17 protein-coding genes are annotated in these 19999 nt (G+C 38.2%); 7 read left to right on the forward strand and 10 right to left on the reverse strand.

From position 1 onward, the window contains the following. The first annotated feature begins 26 nt into the window (after positions 1-26). The 3 genes from ACKVEV_RS17670 (at position 27) to ACKVEV_RS17680 (ending at position 2548) form a co-directional block, all read left to right on the forward strand. Positions 27-701, forward strand: coding sequence for a response regulator transcription factor (locus ACKVEV_RS17670; RefSeq protein WP_409367546.1), 675 nt, complete (start codon positions 27-29; stop codon positions 699-701). Next, a complete protein-coding gene (locus ACKVEV_RS17675; RefSeq protein ID WP_409367547.1) occupies positions 698-2068 on the forward strand; it encodes an ATP-binding protein in 1371 nt (456 codons plus the stop codon). Before ACKVEV_RS17670 ends, ACKVEV_RS17675 begins: the two co-directional genes overlap by 4 nt. A 75-nt stretch (positions 2069-2143) precedes the next feature. Then, entirely contained in the window at positions 2144-2548 is a 405-nt protein-coding gene (locus tag ACKVEV_RS17680; RefSeq protein ID WP_409367548.1) for a hypothetical protein, read from the forward strand. A gap of 94 nt (positions 2549-2642) precedes the next feature. On the opposite strand, the gene ACKVEV_RS17685 is transcribed toward ACKVEV_RS17680, so the two are convergent. Continuing rightward, the gene (locus ACKVEV_RS17685) at positions 2643-4571 is read right to left on the reverse strand and encodes an SEL1-like repeat protein (RefSeq protein ID WP_409367549.1); all 1929 of its coding nucleotides are present in this window, start codon (positions 4569-4571) and stop codon (positions 2643-2645) included. Positions 4572-4735: 164 nt separating this feature from the next. Here ACKVEV_RS17685 and ACKVEV_RS17690 point away from each other — a divergent pair, with 164 nt between their 5' ends. The 4 genes from ACKVEV_RS17690 (at position 4736) to ACKVEV_RS17705 (ending at position 8622) form a co-directional block, all read left to right on the forward strand. Continuing rightward, entirely contained in the window at positions 4736-5434 is a 699-nt protein-coding gene (locus tag ACKVEV_RS17690) for a glycosyltransferase family 2 protein (RefSeq protein WP_409367550.1), read from the forward strand. A gap of 100 nt (positions 5435-5534) precedes the next feature. After that, on the forward strand, positions 5535-5795 hold the full coding sequence (locus ACKVEV_RS17695) for a metal-sensitive transcriptional regulator (protein WP_010857552.1): 261 nt from the start codon (positions 5535-5537) through the stop codon (positions 5793-5795). A gap of 243 nt (positions 5796-6038) precedes the next feature. Further along, on the forward strand, positions 6039-7193 hold the full coding sequence (locus tag ACKVEV_RS17700; RefSeq protein ID WP_409367551.1) for a transglutaminase domain-containing protein: 1155 nt from the start codon (positions 6039-6041) through the stop codon (positions 7191-7193). Positions 7194-7329: 136 nt separating this feature from the next. Then, positions 7330-8622 carry a transglutaminase domain-containing protein gene (locus tag ACKVEV_RS17705; protein ID WP_409367552.1) on the forward strand — a complete coding sequence of 431 codons (1293 nt, stop codon included), beginning with the start codon at positions 7330-7332 and terminating at the stop codon, positions 8620-8622. 32 nt (positions 8623-8654) lie between these two features. Here ACKVEV_RS17705 and ACKVEV_RS17710 read toward each other — a convergent pair whose 3' ends face one another. From ACKVEV_RS17710 to ACKVEV_RS17750, 9 genes are all read right to left on the reverse strand, one after another. Then, entirely contained in the window at positions 8655-9605 is a 951-nt protein-coding gene (locus tag ACKVEV_RS17710) for an N-acetylglucosamine kinase (protein WP_409367553.1), read from the reverse strand. Continuing rightward, positions 9598-11115 (reverse strand): argininosuccinate lyase, encoded by a 1518-nt coding sequence (gene argH, locus ACKVEV_RS17715; protein WP_409367554.1) that lies wholly within the window; start codon positions 11113-11115, stop codon positions 9598-9600. Before argH ends, ACKVEV_RS17710 begins: the two co-directional genes overlap by 8 nt. A gap of 27 nt (positions 11116-11142) precedes the next feature. Further along, a complete protein-coding gene (locus tag ACKVEV_RS17720) occupies positions 11143-12864 on the reverse strand; it encodes an ABC transporter permease (protein ID WP_409367555.1) in 1722 nt (573 codons plus the stop codon). A 12-nt stretch (positions 12865-12876) separates the two neighbouring features. After that, positions 12877-13947, reverse strand: coding sequence for an ABC transporter ATP-binding protein (locus ACKVEV_RS17725; RefSeq protein ID WP_409367556.1), 1071 nt, complete (start codon positions 13945-13947; stop codon positions 12877-12879). Positions 13948-13994: 47 nt separating this feature from the next. Continuing rightward, positions 13995-15782, reverse strand: a complete 1788-nt coding sequence (locus tag ACKVEV_RS17730; RefSeq protein ID WP_409367557.1) for an ABC transporter ATP-binding protein — start codon at positions 15780-15782, stop codon at positions 13995-13997. Between the two features lie 319 nt (positions 15783-16101). After that, the gene (locus tag ACKVEV_RS17735) at positions 16102-16767 is read right to left on the reverse strand and encodes a hypothetical protein (RefSeq protein ID WP_409367558.1); all 666 of its coding nucleotides are present in this window, start codon (positions 16765-16767) and stop codon (positions 16102-16104) included. A 290-nt stretch (positions 16768-17057) separates the two neighbouring features. Then, a complete protein-coding gene (locus ACKVEV_RS17740) occupies positions 17058-18164 on the reverse strand; it encodes an extracellular solute-binding protein (RefSeq protein ID WP_409367559.1) in 1107 nt (368 codons plus the stop codon). Between the two features lie 173 nt (positions 18165-18337). Continuing rightward, positions 18338-19234 (reverse strand): EamA family transporter, encoded by an 897-nt coding sequence (locus ACKVEV_RS17745; RefSeq protein WP_409367560.1) that lies wholly within the window; start codon positions 19232-19234, stop codon positions 18338-18340. Positions 19235-19252: 18 nt separating this feature from the next. Beyond that, positions 19253-19816: a GNAT family N-acetyltransferase gene (locus ACKVEV_RS17750; RefSeq protein ID WP_409367561.1), complete on the reverse strand. Its 564-nt coding sequence runs from the start codon at positions 19814-19816 to the stop codon at positions 19253-19255. Positions 19817-19999 lie beyond the last annotated feature (183 nt).

The raw sequence follows: 19999 nt of genomic DNA on the forward strand, positions 1-19999 counted from the left end.
ACTTTATTGAACGGAGGCAAGTGTGAATGAAAATTTTAGTGGTCGATGATGATGTGCATATTTTACAGCTAGTTAATATTTATTTAACACGCGAGGGCTATCAGGTCATGCAGGCAGAAAACGGCGAACAAGCTTTGCAATTGCTTGATGGAAATATGCCTGATTTAGCAGTTGTCGATGTGATGATGCCTGGAATGGATGGTTTTACACTAACGGAAATTTTAAGTAAAGATTATGATATTCCGGTGCTGCTATTAACAGCGAAAGGAGAGCTTGAAGATAAAGAGCGGGGCTTTTTAGCAGGTTCAGATGACTATGTTGTGAAGCCGTTTGAGCCAAAAGAATTGCTGTTTCGCATTGCAGCCATTTTACGTAGGCTCGATAAAAAAAATCAAGTAACGATACAAGTAGGCAAGCTCGATATTGATCGACGTAGTTTTGAAGTTACAGTTGATGGAGACACACTCATTTTGCCTCTAAAGGAATTTGAGCTACTGGCATTGCTTGCCTCTCGTCCAAATCAAGTATTTACACGTAGCATTATTATGGAGCAAGTATGGGGCTATGATTATGAAGGGGACGAGCAAACGTTAAATACACATGTGAAGCGGATTCGTGAGCGCTTGCATCGGTATGATACAGGTGTCGAGATTACAACGGTGCGTGGTGTCGGTTATAAGCTTGAGGTAAGTGCGACATGAAGACGTTGTATAGTAAGTTTGTTATCACAACGATGCTCATTATGATTGGTAGCTTATGTATTGGATTTTTAATGACCAATACGTATTATCATCAAGTGATAAAAGAAAAAAATGATGCTAAAAACGTTGCGATTGCAGAGGATATTGTGAATTATATTGAATCGTCGAAGCAGATGGATTTGGATAATTATTTGACAACGCTTGGGGAGATTGGTTATCAAATTTATGTGACAACGGGCGAGGAGCATCGCTTTTTTGGTGGCGAATACCGAGATAAACGATTGTCCACAAATGTCATCGAGCGTGTTTTAGAAGGGGAAGTCTATCATGGTATGCGGGATTTTCCAAAAGAGACGTTTATGACAGGCTTTTTTGCAAATGAACTCATTAATACGATAGGTGTACCATTCACCTATAATCATCAACAATATGCACTGTTTATTCGACCCGATATTCGTCTGCTGTTCTCTGAAGCACATACGTTATTAGGCGGTCTTATTCTTGTCATGGCGGTGCTGAGTTTACTGGCCATGCTGCTGTTTGCAAAAGCGTTAATTCGACCGATAACACAGTTAACAGAAGCAACGCATCAACTGGCACATGAAAAGTTTGATACGTTACTTGAAATTGAACGAGCAGATGAAATTGGACAACTGGCAGATAGCTTCAATGTCATGACAGAAAAATTACAAGAAAATGATCGAATACGTAAACAGTTTATAAGCAATGTATCCCATGATTTCCAATCACCATTATTGAATATTCAAGGTTATGTGGATTTACTAAAAAACCCTACGCTTTCAGAACCTGAACGGCAAGAATATGCAACGATTATCGAGCTAGAAACAAAACGATTGTCGACATTGACGAAGCAATTACTGCTACTGACATCACTCGACCAATCTACTCGAATGCTGAAAAGAGAACCATATTCTCTAGATGAACAATTGAAGGAAACTGTGCGTAAATATCGTTGGCAGCTAGAGGAAGCGAATGTGCAATTATCGTATCAGATGGAGCCCGTAACATATAACGGCGATGCCGGGTTATTGCAAAATGTTTGGGATAATTTATTAACAAACGCCATTAAATATAATGTCGATGGGGGAGAAATTCACATCCATCTTCAAGAACAAGCTACTGTCGTAGAAGTGTTAATAGAGGATAGTGGCATTGGTATGAATGAGGGACAATTGCAAAAGGTATATGACCGTTTTTATCGAGCTGACGAGTCTAGAACGAAACAGGGGACAGGCCTCGGTCTTGCTATTGTTAAACAAATAATTGAATTGCACGGTGGCCAAGTGCAAATGAAAAGTGCTATGAACGTAGGGACAAGTGTTTGTATACACCTACCAAAATTGTAATATAGAGTTCATGTAAAGTTCATGTTCAATCGATAAACTTCTAAATGTAAGTTAAAAACTTGGGGGAGTTGTCGTATGGAGCAAAAATGGAGTTTACGTCTTATTCGACTCGCTGCAATTTTCGGATTGCTGGGTACGTACTTAGGTTCACATATGTCAGGGTCAGGTAGTTATGAATTTCGACCAATTCACGCACACGTGTTACTTGTTGGTTGGCTAAGTATGTTTGCATGGGGCATTTTTTACCGTGCCTTTAAAGTAAAATCACAGAAATTAGTAGCTTTACATGGCTGGACAGCAATTATTGGTGTCTTCGGCTTAACACTTGGTATGTTGTTCTACAATATTAATCCTTTTAACTTTAGTCATACATTTACTTTAATTTTCTTTATCGTAGGTGGTACAACGTTGTTAATTAGTTTTGCGCTGTTTATCGTTGTGACATTTATGGTAAATCAAAAAGAGACAATAAAAAATTAATATAAACACGCGCCAGAATTGACGTGGTTAATATGTAGGCAAATTCAAAGATATTTGAGTTTGCCTACATTTTTTTGAGGAGGCTCCTGCTCGCCTAATGCACTAAATGTTCTAATGATTTTTTGAGCCAGCGTGTAGCTTCATTATAATCTTGTGCAACGCCCTGTCCCTTCTTATAAAGCATACCTAGTTGAAATTGAGCTTTTTGATGCCCTTGATTAGCAGCAAGTCGATAAAGTTGTGCTGCTTTTGCAAAGTCTTTTGGTACCCCTTGTCCATGACTATGCATTTGCGCTAATTGGTATTGCGCTTTGGCGTGTCCTTTAGAAGCCGCCTGTTCTATCCATTTGGCCGCCTCCGTAAAATCTTGCTGCACCCCTTTGCCTTTATCAAATAAATTACCAAGTTGGTATTGCGCTCCTGAATGCCCTTGAATAGCGGCAAGTCTATAGCAACGTCGAGCTTCATCTAAGTCTTGGGAAACTCCCAATCCTTGCTCATATAATAATCCTAGTTGATATTCAGCTTTAATATGGGATTGGTCTGTTGCAGCCCTCCACCAATGAACAGCTTTTGCATAATTCAACGTAACGCCAGTGCCATTTGCATATAACAACCCAAGTTCGAATTGTGCATCCGCATAGCCCTTTTCAGCGGCCCTACTAAAATACTGTAGTGCTTTGTCAGGTTGCTGAAGCTGATAGACATAAAGAAGACCAAGCTCGTAGCCTGCACTAATATGTCCATTATTAGCGGCAAGCTGTAACCATCTTTCCGCTTGTATACTATTTTTTTCTTTTTGATACAGCATAGCGAGACAATATTGCGCATTAGAATGCCCTTTATGTGCCGCCAGTTTAAACCACTTCATTGCTTCCATCGGATTGTGCAGAATGCCTTGTCCTGCATTGTATAGCAAGGCCAATTGAAATTCTGCATTTGTATGGTCTTGAAGTGCGGCCATATGGAACCATTTCGCAGCTTCTTCAATATTTTGTGAAATACCACGGCCCTTTAAATACATATAGCCAAGGTTATACTGAGCACTTGCGTCTCCAGCAAGTGCCGCCATTTCAAAATAGGCTATAGCTTTTTCAAAGCTTTGCTGAACACCAGTGCCGTGATGATAGAGAAAGCCAAGATTATTTTGTGCGCTTGTGTTGCCTTGATTGGCCGCTGATATATACCATTTTGCTGCCTCTTCAAAATTTAGAGGAAGTCCAAGCCCTTGATTGTAAAGTACGCCAAGATTATACTGCGCGTCGGCATTTCCTAAATCTGCGGCTGATTGATAATAATGTGCAGCCTCATAATAATTTTGTTTAACACCTTGCCCTAAATGGTATAACACACCGAGACTATAAAGTGCATTAGCATCATGCTGCGCTGCTGCTTTCTCATACCACATCTTTGCCGTAGCATAATCTTTTTGGACACCTCGACCGTGATTATAAAGATATCCTAAATTGTATTGAGCACTTGCATTGCCCTTTTTTGCGGCTACTGCAAACCAACTAGCAGCGTGTTCATAGTCCTTAGCAGAGTACTGATCGAGCAATTGCGTATCGATTGGTGGCAATATATCTTCAAATTTAACGGCTTTTCGTGATGACATAGCAGTTTGCAGGCTACGATCATAACGGTGAATAAACCATTCAACGACATCACTAACATAATCGAGGACAATTTTGGCAGCCTTTGCTTCGATAACATCATTATTGCTAGTACTTGTCATTTTAAGCACAAGCTCCATTAATAAATAAATGCGCCGCGGATGTATTCGGGCGATAAAGTTTCGATTATTCAATAGCGTTCGACTTTTTATTTTGGGCTTAGCATGCATTTCCAACTCGTAAAAGTGAGCGATTATTTCCTCGATAACGAGGCGCGACTTCTGTAGGGAAATGGACGGCTGAGATATAGCATGGCTAGTAGCATCTTGTAAGCTTTCTGCTAATTGTGTAAACGCGAATAGACGTAGTTTTTTACATTGTTCCTGTAGAATATCGTAATGTATGACCATTGTACTCACCTCTTCTTATCTAGACGGTAATAGTCTTTTATCATATATCGGGATATTATGTCCGTTATTGATTCTTTACAGATGAATTCAGCAGTTGAAATGTCATTATTACATGATACTATTTGATTTAAGAGTTAGTTTATAGTCTTTAGGGGGATTGGTTGATGAAAAAAATTGCAGCAATTATTCCAACATATAATCCGCAACAATCATTTGTAACATTTATACATCAATTGTTAGCCACCTCCATTACGCAAATTGTTATTGTAAATGACGGTAGCGATCAAAAATATGCACCTATTTTTGAAGAGATAATGAAAATAAACCGCTGTACAGTGCTCCAACATGACCAAAACATTGGCAAGGGGGGCGCTTTGAAAACAGCATTTTCTTATATTTGGTCCAAACAAGGAGATTTTCAGGGCGTTCTAACAGTAGGAGCACACGGCCAACATACGTTGAAAGACATCAATTTAGTGTTGACTATGACAAAAGTATTTTCAGAAGGCATTGTCTTAGGCATTCGCAATTTCCATTCATCCGATAGTACGTTTTTGTCCTTTTGGGGCAATCGAGCGACTAGTTTGTTATTTGAATTGCTGTTTCATAAAAAGCTCTTGGATACACAAACAGGCTTGCGCTACATCGCAATCAAAGAAATACCGTGGCTTATAGAAGTACAAGGTGATGGTTTTGAATACGATACGAATATGCTGGCCGTAGCACTAAAAAGAAAATGTCCCATTTTTGAAGTAGAAATTGGTCAGCTACGCGTCAAAAAGAATTCAATCATTCAATACGATGAATTAACGAATGCAGGCACGGTCATGGCCAAGATGCTAATTAACTATTTGAAGCCTTAGTAAGTGAAGCGTAACAGGTGTATTTTGAACATTTTGTGCTAGGATAAGAATAATAATTACTCAACTGGACGTAGCGAGTATGGAAGAAGGGGTAATGCATGTGGAATATTCAGATCAAGTAAAAAATCGTGTAAAGCGCATGGAAGGTCAGTTACGCGGTATTTTAAAAATGATGGAAGAAGAGAAGGATTGTAAGGCTGTCATTACACAATTATCGGCAGTACGTTCAGCAGTAGATCGTACAGTGGGCGTAATCGTTAGTACAAATTTGTTAGAATGCGTACAAAATGCTGAAGGTGACGGCGAAAAAATGAATGAAGTTATTCAAGAGGCCGTTAATTTAGTTGTAAAAAGTCGTTAACATCCAAAAGATGAACGAGCCCCGCCTAGAAGTATAGGGGCGGGGCTTTTGTATTCAATGAAAATGCAAAAAACTACTTGAATTTATTAAATAAACGGCTCGGCTAGGTGTAAAAACCTAATTACATAATATGAAAATTTTAGAAAAAAGTCATATGTAGTGAACTTGTATGATAGATTTGCCATTATATTTTCTTTTATAATAATGATAAAGATATATTATAAAAGAGAAGGTGAGTTTATCTTGAAAAAATGGTTATTAAGCAGTGCAACATTGTTAATGTTAAGCCCGACAGTAGCCCATGCACAAAGTACACAGACTCAACCCATGAACATGCACACAACGATGGCATACAACGTGATGGCGAGCGCCAAGATAGCAACTTTTGAACAATTAACAAATGAAATAGCAAAACAACTTAATCAATTCACTACAGAAATTAAAATTACATATAGCGGTTCAATGACTGATGTCGATAAAAAATTTATGGAAGCTTTTGAAAAGGCACAGCAACAGGCAACGTATGCAAGCGGTCATCTTCAAGGCGTTTCGATGACTGCTGACTCTGTAGGTAATATTACTTATAAAGTGAAATACTTCACGAATACAACACAAGAAACTGCCGTTCAAAAGAAAATCGATAGCGTCTTAAAAACGATTATTAAGCCATCCATGACACAGTTTCAAAAAGTAAAAGCAATCAATGATTATATCGTGTCCAATACGACTTATGGTACAAAAACGAAGGCAAGCCCGCATAGCGCGTACGCATTATTATTTGAAGGACAAGCTGTCTGTCAAGGCTATGCACTATCAGCATATAAAATGTTAGAGCAAGCAGGTCTTGAAACAAAATATGTAGTAGGGTATGTGAATGGCAATGAAGCACATGCATGGAATATGGTTAGTGTTGACGGCAAGTGGTACCATCTAGATACAACGTGGAATGATCCATTACCAAATCGTATAGGGGCATCATCCTATGATTATTTCCTTGTCACAGATGCGCAACTAAAAAAGGACCATTCTTGGATTGCTGCAAATTACCCTGCGGCAACGAGTACGACTTATAGTTTTATGCAAAATGTACATTTCGCTTACCAAATGAACAATACGCTATTCTTTAGCAATACAGCAGATAACGATAAATTGTATAAACTTGATTTGCTGAGTGGCAAGAAAACAAAGGTTATGAATAGTCGTGCACTGTACATTACAGGTGTAGGAGACAATCTTTATTATAGCGATTACAGTAATAGTGGTTACTTAACGAAACTAAATCTAAAAACTTTAAAAACAGGCGTAGTGGTAAAGCAATCGGTAACAGATATAATGATTAGTAACGGTTATTTAGTATATAAAGTTAAAGGGAAAGAACAAAAGCTAAAACTTAACTGATAAGTTCACTGTAAAAGCTTCTATATTACATGTTTATTGCATATATTATTTCTAAGCGCAAAAGGGCTCCTAAATGAGTTCTTTGTGCTTTTTTTGTATATAATGATAGTAGTGAAACTGTGTGAGGTGAAGATTTTTGTGGAAGAAGCTAGCCATTATTATAATATTAATCATTTTTATTGAACCAATTTATACAGTTGGGAAATCGACAGTCAAACAAGTCGTTACTTGGGCAAATAATGATGACATTGAAACAATGTTACTAGCAACTAAAGAGAAAATTGTTGATGTTACCACTAAATTTTCAGAAGATGCCTCCATCGAAACAGCCAATCCTGAAGATGTTGAGGAACAGGCGATAGCTGTCACCGCTCGAGCTGCACAGCAACCAGAAACTAAACTCGTTGTTACAAATGCTAAAGAAATGGCGGATGCAATGTACGCCTATTATAGTAGTTTTTCACCTAGCTTTGAGATTCAATATAAGGGCAGTACACAACGAATCGAGAAGATAGTAGAAGAAGCGTATGACAGTGCCATAAAACGCGATGATTACGTATATGGACATATTAGTAAGCATTCTATACGTTATGAATATGGCGCAAAATCAGCCAAAATTATTGGCCAACAAAGCTATTTAATGACGCCAGAACAAGCGGCTTATGTCGAGATGAATGCTCAGGAAATAGTAGCTACGATTGAGAAGAAGGCGCGTACAGATGTGGAAAAAATCAAAGCCGTTAATGATTATATCGTAGCGAATACAGCTTATACAGAGCAAACAAAATCAAGTCCCCATAGTGCTTATACAGTGCTTGCGGAGCATGGTGGTGTTTGCCAAGGCTATGCATTATTAGCACACACATTATTACAAAAACTTGGCTTTGAGACACAATATATTGTCGGTTATGTCGGTCAGGAAGGGCATGCTTGGAATTTGATTAAACTTGACGGTCAATGGTATCACCTTGATACAACGTGGAACGACCCTGTGCCTGATCGAAAAGGTGCAATCAGATATCAATACTTTTTAGTTGATGATCGTACAATGGCGCGTGACCATACATGGATAGCGAATGATTATCCGAAAGCAACAAGTACCCTTTATAGTTACTACCAAGATATCGATTTTCCTGCACAGGTAGGGAACCAAATATTTTATAGCAGTATTAGTGATGATAATAAAATGTATGTGCTTGATATAACGACAGGTAAAGCACAGCGCGTCACGAAAACGCGTGCACTATATATTGTTTATGCAGATGGATGGCTCTACTTTAGTAATTATTCGCACGGTGCTTATTTAACGAAAATTCGCCCCGATGGAAGCGGTGAACAACTGTTGAATCGGGAAGACTCCAAGGATTTAATGGTGAAGGATGGCTATTTATATTTTATGACGGATGAACTGAAGAAAATGCAACTATAGTGTTGGAGTTGTGAATATAAAGGCGTATGACATTAACGATTGTCATACGCCTTTTTTGTACGATGAATAATATAGTGTATTGGCTGATGTTGGCATAAGGAAACTTGAATTTTCGGGTACATTGAGGTCATTTCCTGGGAAAATATTTTTAATATGAGTGGGTTATGTTTGATAGCGCCACCATTACAGTAAAAATGAAATGGCTCGTCGCCTGGATAGCCTATTTTTTTAAGTACTGCACATGCGAGCGTTACTAATTCATGGGCCGCTTGCATGGAGATTCGAATAGCACATGCATCATTCTTAGCCACAGCGTCAGCTAAAAATGCCCCCATTTTAGCTAATTGCGCATTTGTATAAGTTGGACGGAATAACCATGCAGCCAACTCTGTAACATCTTGAATACGTAAATAATGATAAACGGCCTCTTTTAAGATGGTTGCCTCGCCGCGTCCATCCTCCATGCGGAAAATAGCCCTGATGACTTCCTGACCTAACCAATAGCCACTCCCTTCATCTCCTGCACGATGACCCCAGCCACCTGCACGAAAGATTTGTCGCCCATCAAATGCGAATGCAATGGCCCCAGTGCCTGCGATAAGTAGCCCACCTGCTTGTCCAGCTGTCACACCTAGTAAAGTAGCTTGTGCATCATTTTCGATGATTAGCGTATGGATATCTAGCTGTGCCGCTGTAATAGCCTCATGGACCATTGCTGTCACATGTTGATGATCCTTCGGAGAATCAATTCCTGCCATAGCAAACGTAGCAACAGCAATTTCAGAGATATTTTGTTCCTGCAAAAATACACGAGCTTTTTCTAATAATGCTCGCACTATTTCCGTTGCAGCCGCTATACCAATAGCTTGGTAATTAGAGCCGCCTAATGATGTTGTATACTCAATTTCACCTGACTCGGCATGCACGATAGCACATGCCGTTTTAGTTGCACCACCGTCAATAATTAGCAGCCATTCATTCATTATCCCATTCCTCTATAAATGTAATTAATTGCTTTTCTGCTTCAGTAATAGCCTCTTCTTTTTGCTTGATCCACTCAAATAATGCGTCTGCTTGTTCCTTAGAACGTTCAATGGAAGCGCGCATCGTTTCAGGGGAAGGACCGCCTAATAATGTTCGAACACTTACAAAAAACTCCGGTTTTAACGTATGGTAGAAATCTTCTTCAGAAATACGTAAAGGTTTGCCAGTAACTAATTTAGCTTGTGTATTGGCTAGCCCCCATGTAAGGCTAGCTAGTGATTCTTCTCCATGCGCTAGCAACACTTTAATGCATTTGCTTACAATGCTGTGAGCTTGACGGAATGAAATCCCTTCAGAGCGCACTAATGTATCAGCTAGCTCGGTAACGTTGGCAAAGCTATTTTCTGCACGGTTTCGGAGCTTTTTCTTATTGACATCCATTGTCACAACAAGTGAGCCAAATAATTTATAAATCCCGATTAATCGATCTATTGCTCGCCATAAGTACGGTTGCATATCGTCCTCAGTGTCAACAATATCACCAAACGGTGTATTATGTACCATTTGTAGAACCGTACTTGCATCTCCAACGACTGCAGATAGTAATGAGCGTGTATGCTCAATGGAAACAGGATTGCGCTTTTGGGGCATGATGGAGCTTATTTGAACATATGGACTCGCTAATGTAAATGCGTTGAATTCCTGTGTAGCCCAAAGTAAGAAGTCCTGTGATGTACGGCCGAGATTGAGGGCTGCCAGCTGTACAATACTTGCTGTTTCCGCGATATAATCCGCACCAGCAACTGCATCCCATGCATTTTCGATAATATCGTCGAATGCTAATAAATCTCGCATACGCTCGCGACTAATGTTAAAACCAGTCGTCGTTAAGGCAGCTGCCCCCATGCTGCTTCGATTAACCGTTTGATAGCAATGTTGCATACGCTCAAAATCACGATCGAGCTGATCAATGACGGCTTTTAAATAATGGGCAAAAGTAGTTGGCTGCGCTTGTTGTGTGTGCGTATAGCCAATCATAATTGTATCAACATGTTCTTCAGCTGCTGCGATTAAATCTTCGCGTAATTTAAGTAACTCGCCCATCAGCATTAATAATTTTTTGCGCAATGTCATGCGATAAATGGCAATGCCCATATCATTGCGACTTCTACCGATATGAAGATTTCCAGCAACGTCACCAGCAAGTTCTATTAATTTATTTTCAATACGGAAAAATAAATCCTCGTATTGTGGGCTATAATCTTCTATTCGATAATAGTTCAAGTCTAGTTTTTTTAGCGCGGCCGCAATTTGCTGTGCTTCTTCTTTTTTTACAAGTCCTTGTTCTTCTAACATTTTTAAATGTGCAATATTAATTTGAAGCATAATCGTTAAAAAGTTTTTCTTTGCTTCATCATAGGCTGGTTGCAAAACAATTTTACGATAAATATTCGAAGGAAAGATTATGCCGTCCTCTTGCTGAATTTTGTTGCGGAAATCTTCAAACATAGTAATGGCCTCCTAATAGAATGACAGTTAAATGGCTGAGCCAGCACTGCCTTTTGATAGCTTCTCGGAAATAATAAGAACAATTAAAATTAAGAAAATCTGTAAAACGCCATAAGCACATGCGGTTCCAAACTTAAAGGCATATAATTTTTGAAAAATAGCTACAGATAGCGGGATTGTAGAAGTGCTATAAATCAGAATAGAGGCAACGAACTCTCCTAAACTTTGCACAAGTGCTAACAAAGTTCCTGCTAAAATGCCCGAAAAAGTAAGCGGCAGTACAATGCGTCGAAACGTATACCACCAATTTGCACCTAAACTTCGTGATGCCTCCTCGATCGATTGATCTAATTGCACAAGGGAGGCGGATGTGGAACGGAAAACAAGCGGTAAATGGCGTATAAAATAAGCTAACGGTAAAATCCAAAATGTACCGATCAGTACTTGGTTAAAAGCAAAAATATTTTCAGTACTAAAGGCCGCAATTAAATTGACCGCAACAACCGTCCCGGGCAATGCCCAAGGAACCATAATTAAAATATCGAGCAATGTTTTCCCTTTAAAGTTGAGGCGAACCATTGCGTAGGCGGCGGCAACACCGAAAAGTAGATTACCGAACGTAGCGACAATGCCCATTTGGATAGAGTTCCAAATAGGTCTCCACGTTCGTTCATCCGTAAAGAGCGCTATATAATGATCGAGTGTATAGTCGGTCGGAAGAATTTGAGTTTTCCAGGCACCATCGACTGAAAACGAAATTAAAATAAGAACGAAAATCGGTAAAATTAAAATAAGTGTGCCACCGAATGAAGCAATGGTAGCGATTATTTTCATCAGTTTGGAAGATACTTCTGAACGGTGCACACTAATGCCTTTACTCAAGTTTTGGTAATTTCTACGGTTTTGGTACCAGCGCATAATCAGTAAAAAGGATATCGACACAAAAGATAGGATCATAGACTGTGTAGCAGCCATACCTAAATTGCCGTTTGTACGCGATAAGTATATTTGCATGGTCATCGTTCGTTCTACACCAAACATTAATGGGGCTGTATAGGATGCCATCGATATCATAAAGACGAGCAATGCTGAAGCAATGATGGAAGGTGTCAGCATCGGTAATATAACCTTTGTCCATACACGAATACGCCCTGCACCAAGACTAGTGGCTGCCTCTTCTAAAGAAGGATCGAGTCCTTTAATAGCGGCGGAAGCGGTTAAGTAAAAGTATGTGTACATCGTAAAGGTATGGACGACGATGACACCCCAAATGCCTTTTAAAGAAAAAGGAACTTGTTGAAGTCCAAATAAATGTTGGATAGCGCGTGGGAAAATGCCGCTCTCCCCGTAAAGAAATGTGAAGGACAGTACACCAACAAGCGGTGGAAGAGCCATTGGCACTAATACTAAAATCGACAGTACCCGTCTTCCGGGGAACTCATAACGCTCCAACAAAAAGGCCATTGTTACGCCAACAAATGCACAGCAAATCACACTAATAATTGAAATATATAAACTAGTCCAGAGCGCTTCGAGATTCGCAGGGCTAGCAAGGCTAAAAAACTTTTGATAATACGTAAGCGTACTATCGCCGGAAAAGCTTTGAAGAAAAGTTTGATAGAAAGGATAGACAACATAGGCAAACAACACTAAAAACAAAGGTGAAATTAATATATAAACAAACCATTTTGATTGGGTTAGCCGTGTCCACGCATTATTTTGATCAGAATATACAGGTGGTTTTTCCATGTGGTCTGCCTCCTATTCTCCTAAAAAATAAAGTGATTCACGAGCTATATTTAATGTAATTTCTTCGCCAATATTTTTTAACCGAGCGTTTTTATTAATAATCATGACTTTCAATGAAAAATCGATAAAATCGACAATATAATTCACACTTATTCCTGTAAATTCAACAAAAGTAATGGTCCCTGTTAACGTATTTTCTCCAGGGCCTTGATTCACGGACTCTGGACGAATTGAAATAAAGACGTTGTCTCCTATCATATGCGTTAAAGTAGGGGAGCTGTGTTGCTTTCGCCCAGTTAAAACAAATCCGTTCTTTGTTTTTACTTGTACTTCCTCGTCGTGGAGTGCAATTATGGTCGCCTCAATTAAATTCGTCTCCCCAATAAAATCTGCAACAAAGCGATTTAATGGTCGATTATAGATCTCCTGTGGTGTGCCGATTTGTTGCACATAGCCATTTTCCATCACCATAATACGGTCCGACATCGACATCGCTTCCATTTGATCGTGAGTGACATAAATAGTGGTAACACCTAACTCTGATTGAATCCTTTTAATCTCAACGCGCGTTTCCTCACGTAGTTTCGCATCTAAATTCGACAAAGGTTCATCAAGTAATAAAATATCCGGTTCAATAACAAGTGCTCTCGCCAATGCAACGCGTTGCTGCTGACCACCCGATAATTCATTGATTTTCCTGTTTCCATATTGCGCAAGATGAACGAGTCCTCTAATGCGGTCGACTTTTTGTTTTATATCCTGTTTAGAGAGCTTTCGTACTTGCAAACCAAATGCAATATTTTCGTCTACAGTCATATGGGGGAACAGGGCATAATTTTGGAACACCATCCCGATGTTGCGTTTGTTTGGCTGAAGCAATGTCACATCACGATCATCGAAAAAAATTTTTCCTTCAGTAGGATAATAAAAACCTGCAATCATTCGTAATGTCGTTGTTTTCCCACAGCCACTAGGCCCAAGGAAAGTGAAAAATTCGCCTGTTTGAATCGTAAGATTTAAATCTTTCACACCATGTACTTTCCCAAATTGTTTAGAGACATTTTCGATTTTGACATTTTTCAACTAAAATGCTCCTTTCTCTTTATGAAAAGATGGTTATGCCCGACAAACTACGTAGCATACTTATTTGCCTGCAATTGATACAACTCTGCAAAATACCCTTTAATCGTTAATAGCTCTTGCATCGAGCCTTCCTCAGTTATGTGACCATCTTGCAATACAATGATTCGATCAACCATTTTTAAAGCCGATAATTTATGCGTAATCAATAGTAATGTTTTCGTTGCTGAAAGGTCTGTTAATGTTTCAAGCATTTGATGTTCGCTTCTAGCGTCAAGTGATGCAGAAGGTTCATCTAAAATAAGAAATGCCGCATTGCGGAAGTACGCTCTTGCAATGGCTACCTTCTGCCATTCGCCGCCAGAAAGTTCTGTGCCATTGTCAAAGTTTTTACTCAATACTTGCTCGTAGCCATGCTCGAAATTTGCAACTAACTCACCAAGGCCGCTTTTTTCGGTAACGCTTGCTAGCCTTTCCACATCACTTGTATTTTCTGTGTTACTAATAAAAATATTTTCTTTATACGGTAACTGGTAACGTGAAAAGTCTTGAAAGACAATACCAATTATTCGGCGGTACATATCAATATTGTATGCTGCAATATCTTTGCCGTTTAATTCGATGGTGCCCTCTGTTGGCTCGTATAATCTTGTCATTAGCTTAACGATGGTAGATTTTCCAGCGCCATTTTCACCGACAAGTGCAATCTTTTCTCCGCTGCTGATTGTAAAACTGATATTTTTGAGTATTAGTTTTGAAGAGTTAGGATATTGAAAGGATACATTGTTAAAACGAATCGTAAATTCATTTTTTTCTAGCGACAATCTTTTCTCACCTGATGCAATATCCGATGGTAAAGAGATAAATTTAAAGTATTTTTCCATATAAAGTAGCGTGTCATATAGCAAGCTTGAATTTTCGATAAAACTCGCCAAACTTTGACGTGCTAGTAAAATAGACGAAGCGAAAATTAATATATCTCCGGCAGTAAATGTGTTATTCAGTACACCGGTAACTACCCACCAAAAACTGAAGCCAATACCGACCATGCCAATGCCAACAAAGACGATGGAGTAGCAAGCTTGTTTATATCTAATTTTTTTCATAGCTGCATGAATTTTATGAAATGTCATCATGTATTTATTAATGAAAAAGGTAGCTGTGTTATACAATTTCACTTCTTTAATATGTTCTTTTGACAGCATGACGGAGCTATAATATTGCATCTTTCGAGCTTCCGGACTATTCGTGACAAGTGTTTCAAATGCTTCTTTTTGTAATCGATACGTAACGATAGCCTGTGGAACGATTGCGATAAAAATAATGCATGCAATCCAAAAATTAAAGTTCGTCAATAACACCAGCATCGAAATGCCTGTTAGAATACTACTAATCATGCCCGATGTAAAAACGATAAGGTTTACGGGTCTCCATGCAGCCTCTTGCTCAAGCACTTGTATATCATCGTGAAATTCCGGGTTTTCGAAGTAGTATAATCCTTTTATTTCTGAGGATTTATCCATCAAGCTTTTGTTTAACTTGGCAATTAATTGATCGGTCATTAAACCTTGGAAAGTCATTTCTAGTGGCCCTAAAATGGCATTCAAAAATGACACAACTATCCAAGATAGGACAAAGAAAATAATGATAGAATACACGATTGTGTCGGTCGTAGAAATGGCATCTATTAATCCTTTCGAAAACCATATTATTAGAGAAGGTAGTATAGCCTGAAAGGGAATAATAATGAACAGAATAATAGAATAAAACTTGGAAGCTCCCCAAAAAAGAGGGAAGGTTTTTAAGGTAAGTTTGAAGTAAGAGTAGATTGTATTCATGATTCTTCACCTAATTATATAGTATATATTTTACTTATATTCCGATTAAAATTACACAGTCACATAATAATCAATAGGCAAGGGACTACAAAAAAACAATCGGGTCCCTAATAAAATGAAAAGTACTTCATTTAAATAGGGAATGTAAATAAAAATATTGTTAGGAGAATATTTGATTTGCTAAACATATTCAAAATATACATCTGTTATACTGAAAATCTAGATGAAAAAAATCCCCTTTAAGAAATTATAAAAATTAATGTAATATTTAATATTTACATTTATAAGTTCTAAAAGAGGATATTAAATTACGTGATTTTTAAATCCAATGCTTAGGATTCATATACTTCATAGCTATATAATCATATTCTTGATGAGAAATCTTCTCGATTTTTTCAATGCCATAACGTTCTCTCATAGGTTTGTTTTCAATATATCTTAAATAAACTTTATATCCCTCTTCTACATAAATAATAGGGAACTTTTTCCCTTTTTCATCATACTCCCAAATCTCTGTTTCTTCAGAAAGAGAATAAAAGACATCTAAACCCTTTTCGACATTTTCTGTATGAAGGGTTGTAGGGCATTTAAGATAACAACTAGTTCTATATTTTCCACCACACATCATAGGTGGATATCCACTGAATCTTGTTTTAAATACTGATCCGAAGAAAACAGGGGCTATTCCAATGACTGTTAACTCTAAAGAAAACTCAGAATGCTCTCCGAGTCTGAAAATTAATCCATTATTATCTCGAATCTCCACTAAACAGTTATGTGTAAGAATTAAATCATTTACACCAATTAAAGAACCTTCTAATAATGGAAATTTTCCATGAGCACTTAAAATTTCGGCTACTTTTTCTCCGTGCGTATTTACTTTAGTAACTCTATAAGTATCTTTAGGTAAATAGGAGCTTTCTCTTTTTTGAATATGAGATTCATGCTCCCTTTCTGCCAGATAGATACTTTTATTAAATACCATAAGAATTCCTCCTTTGAATTTAATTATAATAATTATAAATTGAATAATCAGAAAAGACAAATTATTATAAAATTAGACAACGTCAAAATTTTTGTGGGAAGCGGACGCTATCCGCTCAGCATACAGTAAGCCGCAAGGAGTCTGACTTGCATGGAATTGTTTGAGTGCCTGGTACTTCTTATAGCATAAGGCATCAAGTTGAACTTCTTGATGCCTTTTATGGTCACTGTAAATTTTTAGATGGGTGGAGGTATTAAATTATTCCATGACTTAGAGCCATATTTTTTATTTTATTTCTTCCCGCTACCTTTAATATTTGTATCCCAGTGCTCCATCCACTCAGCTTCTTTTTCCGCCATCAGTTGCCAGTCTATATCAAATGTTTTTAAGTCTAATTCTTGGTACCATTCTGGCATTGACGCTTGATCAATGTCGGAGCGTGTTGGAATTTGATAATAGTCATTCGCCAATTTTGTTACCATGTCTTTTTCAAATAAAAACTCTACGAACAATTTAGCATTCTCCAAGTTTTTCGCATTGTTAACGACCGCCACACCATCAACTAAAATCGGGGCACCACTCTTCGGATAAATGTAATCGAACGGATAATCCGTTGTATATTTCTTTAATAAAATATCTTGCAAATTCCATAAAGAAACAGCGCCTTCTTGGCGTGTAAGCTTTAAATAAAGGGCATTTGGATCTTGTGTATATTCTTTCGTGTTGGCATCTAATTTTAAGAGCCAATCGTAGCCTTTGTCAGGTGTATCGGCACCTTGGCGAACGATCATTGAAGAATAAATCGTGCGCATCGTTCCAGAGGCTAAGACACCTCGAATTAAAATTTGATCTTTCCATTTTGGGTCCAATAAATCATCCCAATCTTGTGGGCCAGTCTCTTTTGTAAGTAAGTCACTGTTAATCATAATAACTTCAGGTAATAGCATTTCACCGAACCAGCGACCTTCGTTATCTTTATAGTTAGTATCAATCGTGTCGATAAAGCTCGGTTGCCAAGCATGTAGTAAATCTTCGTTAGCTCCAACCATTAATGCCGATTGTGTACCACCCCACCAAAAATCTGCCTGAGGATTCGCTTTTTCACCGCGAAGGCGCTCTAATATTTGCTGAGCTCCCATTGTTAAAAACTCCACTTGAATGTCCGGGTACTTCTCATTAAACTGATCGATTACGCCTTGCACCATTTCTTCATCACGTCCTGTGTAAATGACCAGTTTGCCCGATGGTGATGTGTTGTCCTCTGCCTTGTTCGCATCAGATGCAGTGTCGCCATTTGCGGCTTCTTTTGTCGAATCCTTATCGTCGCTGTTGCTACAAGCAGCTACAACAATAAGCATCAACACAAGCAAAAATCCGAAAATACGTGTTTTTTTCATAATCATCTTCCCCTTCCTATAGTGAGTTGCTTGCATAGTGCAGTATAATACTTAAATGAAGTATTCATGTTAGAATATTTAAAAAAATCTAACGTATTATTATCATAATTGAAAAAAATAACGTTTTTCAACTACATATACGAAAAAACGACTTAAAAATGGATAGACCATTTTTAAGTCGTTGTTGTTTTTCGATTGGCAAGCAGAGCGGGAAGCATCATGCCTAAAATAACCAAAATAATGCCAATAACTTGTACAACCGTGAGTGATTCATGCAATACAATAACGGAAACAGTCACAGCAACAGGTAGCTCAATCGCGCTTAAAATGGAGGCCAGTGCGCCACCAACTTTAGGGACTGCAATCGAAAACAAATAAATCGGTAGAATAATACCGAAAAGTCCAAGTGCTAATCCGTATTTCCATAAGCCCTCAGAAAATAATTTTCCGTTCCATGCAATTTCAGGACTTAGGAAAATACTGATCATAATTAGTGCTACAAAAGATACAATTAAAACTCTTGATGTCGTTGTAACACCTTCAACGGGACGAGAGTTAAATTGGATAAAGCATGCAAAGGTAAATGCAGCAGCTAACCCGAATAACCAGCCTTGTGCGGGGATACCGCTTAAATCGACGTTTAATACACCAGCAGCTAAAATCGTTCCTGCAAATAATATCACTATCGAAATGACTTCAGGTCGACTTGGTAGACGCTTACGAACAATGCAATCTAACAATAAACCAATCCAAGTAAATTGGAAGAGCATAACGACGGCAAGTGAGGCAGGTAAATATTTTAATGATTCACCATAAACAATGCCGGTAGTACCTGTAAAAATACCCGCGCTAACTAAAATAACTAGCCCGTTTTTTGAAAGTTTCGGTAGTTGCCTTTGGGTAACGATAAAAATTGTCCCCACGAGCATAAAGCCAATAATATATTGGCTCGATACCGCCTCTGATGATGTAAAGCCATGCTGCATAGCTACTTTGACAATGGTCGATAAAATACCATAGCTACTTGAAGCGATGACAATCAATAGAGGATATAATAAATTTGTTTTCATACTTAATTAATCCACATCCTAAATTTGTTTCACCATATGATGGAAGGGTTCGTCTATGATTGACCATGGTTCCGTAATAACAAAGCCCATGCGTTCATATAAGCGACGAGCATCTTCTTTTTGCGTTTCTACATTTAATGATAATTTTGTAAAGCCTCGTTCTTTCGTTTGGTCAATGGCGAATTGAATTAATAGTGTACCAATTCCTTTACCACGAGCCTCTGGCGCCACACAAACTGTATCGATATAGTATTCATCATCATGAGCCTCTTTATCGATCGTAATAGAAGGGGCATTTTTTTCTTTAAGCCATTTTACGAGATTGGCATCCATTGCAATGGCTTGTTCGCCGTTGTAGTAAACAAGAATACCTAATATTTGTTCACCTTCTACAGCAACATAAGTATTTAAATAAGAATGTCTATTATCTTCACGTCTAAAAAGCTCTGTTAGTTCTTGTTCAACCATTGAAGCTGTTTGTTCACCTGTTAAACGGTTGGCAATCTCACCAATCGCATCAATAATTAGTGGCACAACGGCGTGGGCATCTTGCGGTTGCGCTTGTCGAATTGTAATACTCATTGTCAAAATCCCTACCTTTCTATAGGCAAGTATAACAAAGATAGATGATGTCTCAAGCTTTTGAAATATTCACTACTTTGTTTTATAGATGATTCTTCCCCTTAGGATGACCATTTATTGAGGCGATATGAATAGGAATTGTTTGAAGAAGTTTAGCGAATAAGGTCGGAAAATAGCGATATA

Source organism: Lysinibacillus sp. 38-6 (assembly GCF_046245175.1).
GTDB lineage: Bacteria > Bacillota > Bacilli > Bacillales_A > Planococcaceae > Lysinibacillus.

Excerpts from the sequence above, each read along its gene's own strand:
- ACKVEV_RS17710 (WP_409367553.1), bottom strand. The coding sequence starts at position 9,605 with ATGAATGAATGGCTGCTAATTATTGACGGTGGTGCAACTAAAACGGCA.
- ACKVEV_RS17680 (WP_409367548.1), top strand. The coding sequence starts at position 2,144 with ATGGAGCAAAAATGGAGTTTACGTCTTATTCGACTCGCTGCAATTTTC.
- ACKVEV_RS17735 (WP_409367558.1), bottom strand. The coding sequence starts at position 16,767 with ATGGTATTTAATAAAAGTATCTATCTGGCAGAAAGGGAGCATGAATCT.
- ACKVEV_RS17685 (WP_409367549.1), bottom strand. The coding sequence starts at position 4,571 with ATGGTCATACATTACGATATTCTACAGGAACAATGTAAAAAACTACGT.
- ACKVEV_RS17750 (WP_409367561.1), bottom strand. The coding sequence starts at position 19,816 with ATGAGTATTACAATTCGACAAGCGCAACCGCAAGATGCCCACGCCGTT.
- ACKVEV_RS17720 (WP_409367555.1), bottom strand. The coding sequence starts at position 12,864 with ATGGAAAAACCACCTGTATATTCTGATCAAAATAATGCGTGGACACGG.
- ACKVEV_RS17745 (WP_409367560.1), bottom strand. The coding sequence starts at position 19,234 with ATGAAAACAAATTTATTATATCCTCTATTGATTGTCATCGCTTCAAGT.
- ACKVEV_RS17690 (WP_409367550.1), top strand. The coding sequence starts at position 4,736 with ATGAAAAAAATTGCAGCAATTATTCCAACATATAATCCGCAACAATCA.
- ACKVEV_RS17740 (WP_409367559.1), bottom strand. The coding sequence starts at position 18,164 with ATGAAAAAAACACGTATTTTCGGATTTTTGCTTGTGTTGATGCTTATT.
- ACKVEV_RS17730 (WP_409367557.1), bottom strand. The coding sequence starts at position 15,782 with ATGAATACAATCTACTCTTACTTCAAACTTACCTTAAAAACCTTCCCT.
- argH (WP_409367554.1), bottom strand. The coding sequence starts at position 11,115 with ATGTTTGAAGATTTCCGCAACAAAATTCAGCAAGAGGACGGCATAATC.
- ACKVEV_RS17670 (WP_409367546.1), top strand. The coding sequence starts at position 27 with ATGAAAATTTTAGTGGTCGATGATGATGTGCATATTTTACAGCTAGTT.
- ACKVEV_RS17675 (WP_409367547.1), top strand. The coding sequence starts at position 698 with ATGAAGACGTTGTATAGTAAGTTTGTTATCACAACGATGCTCATTATG.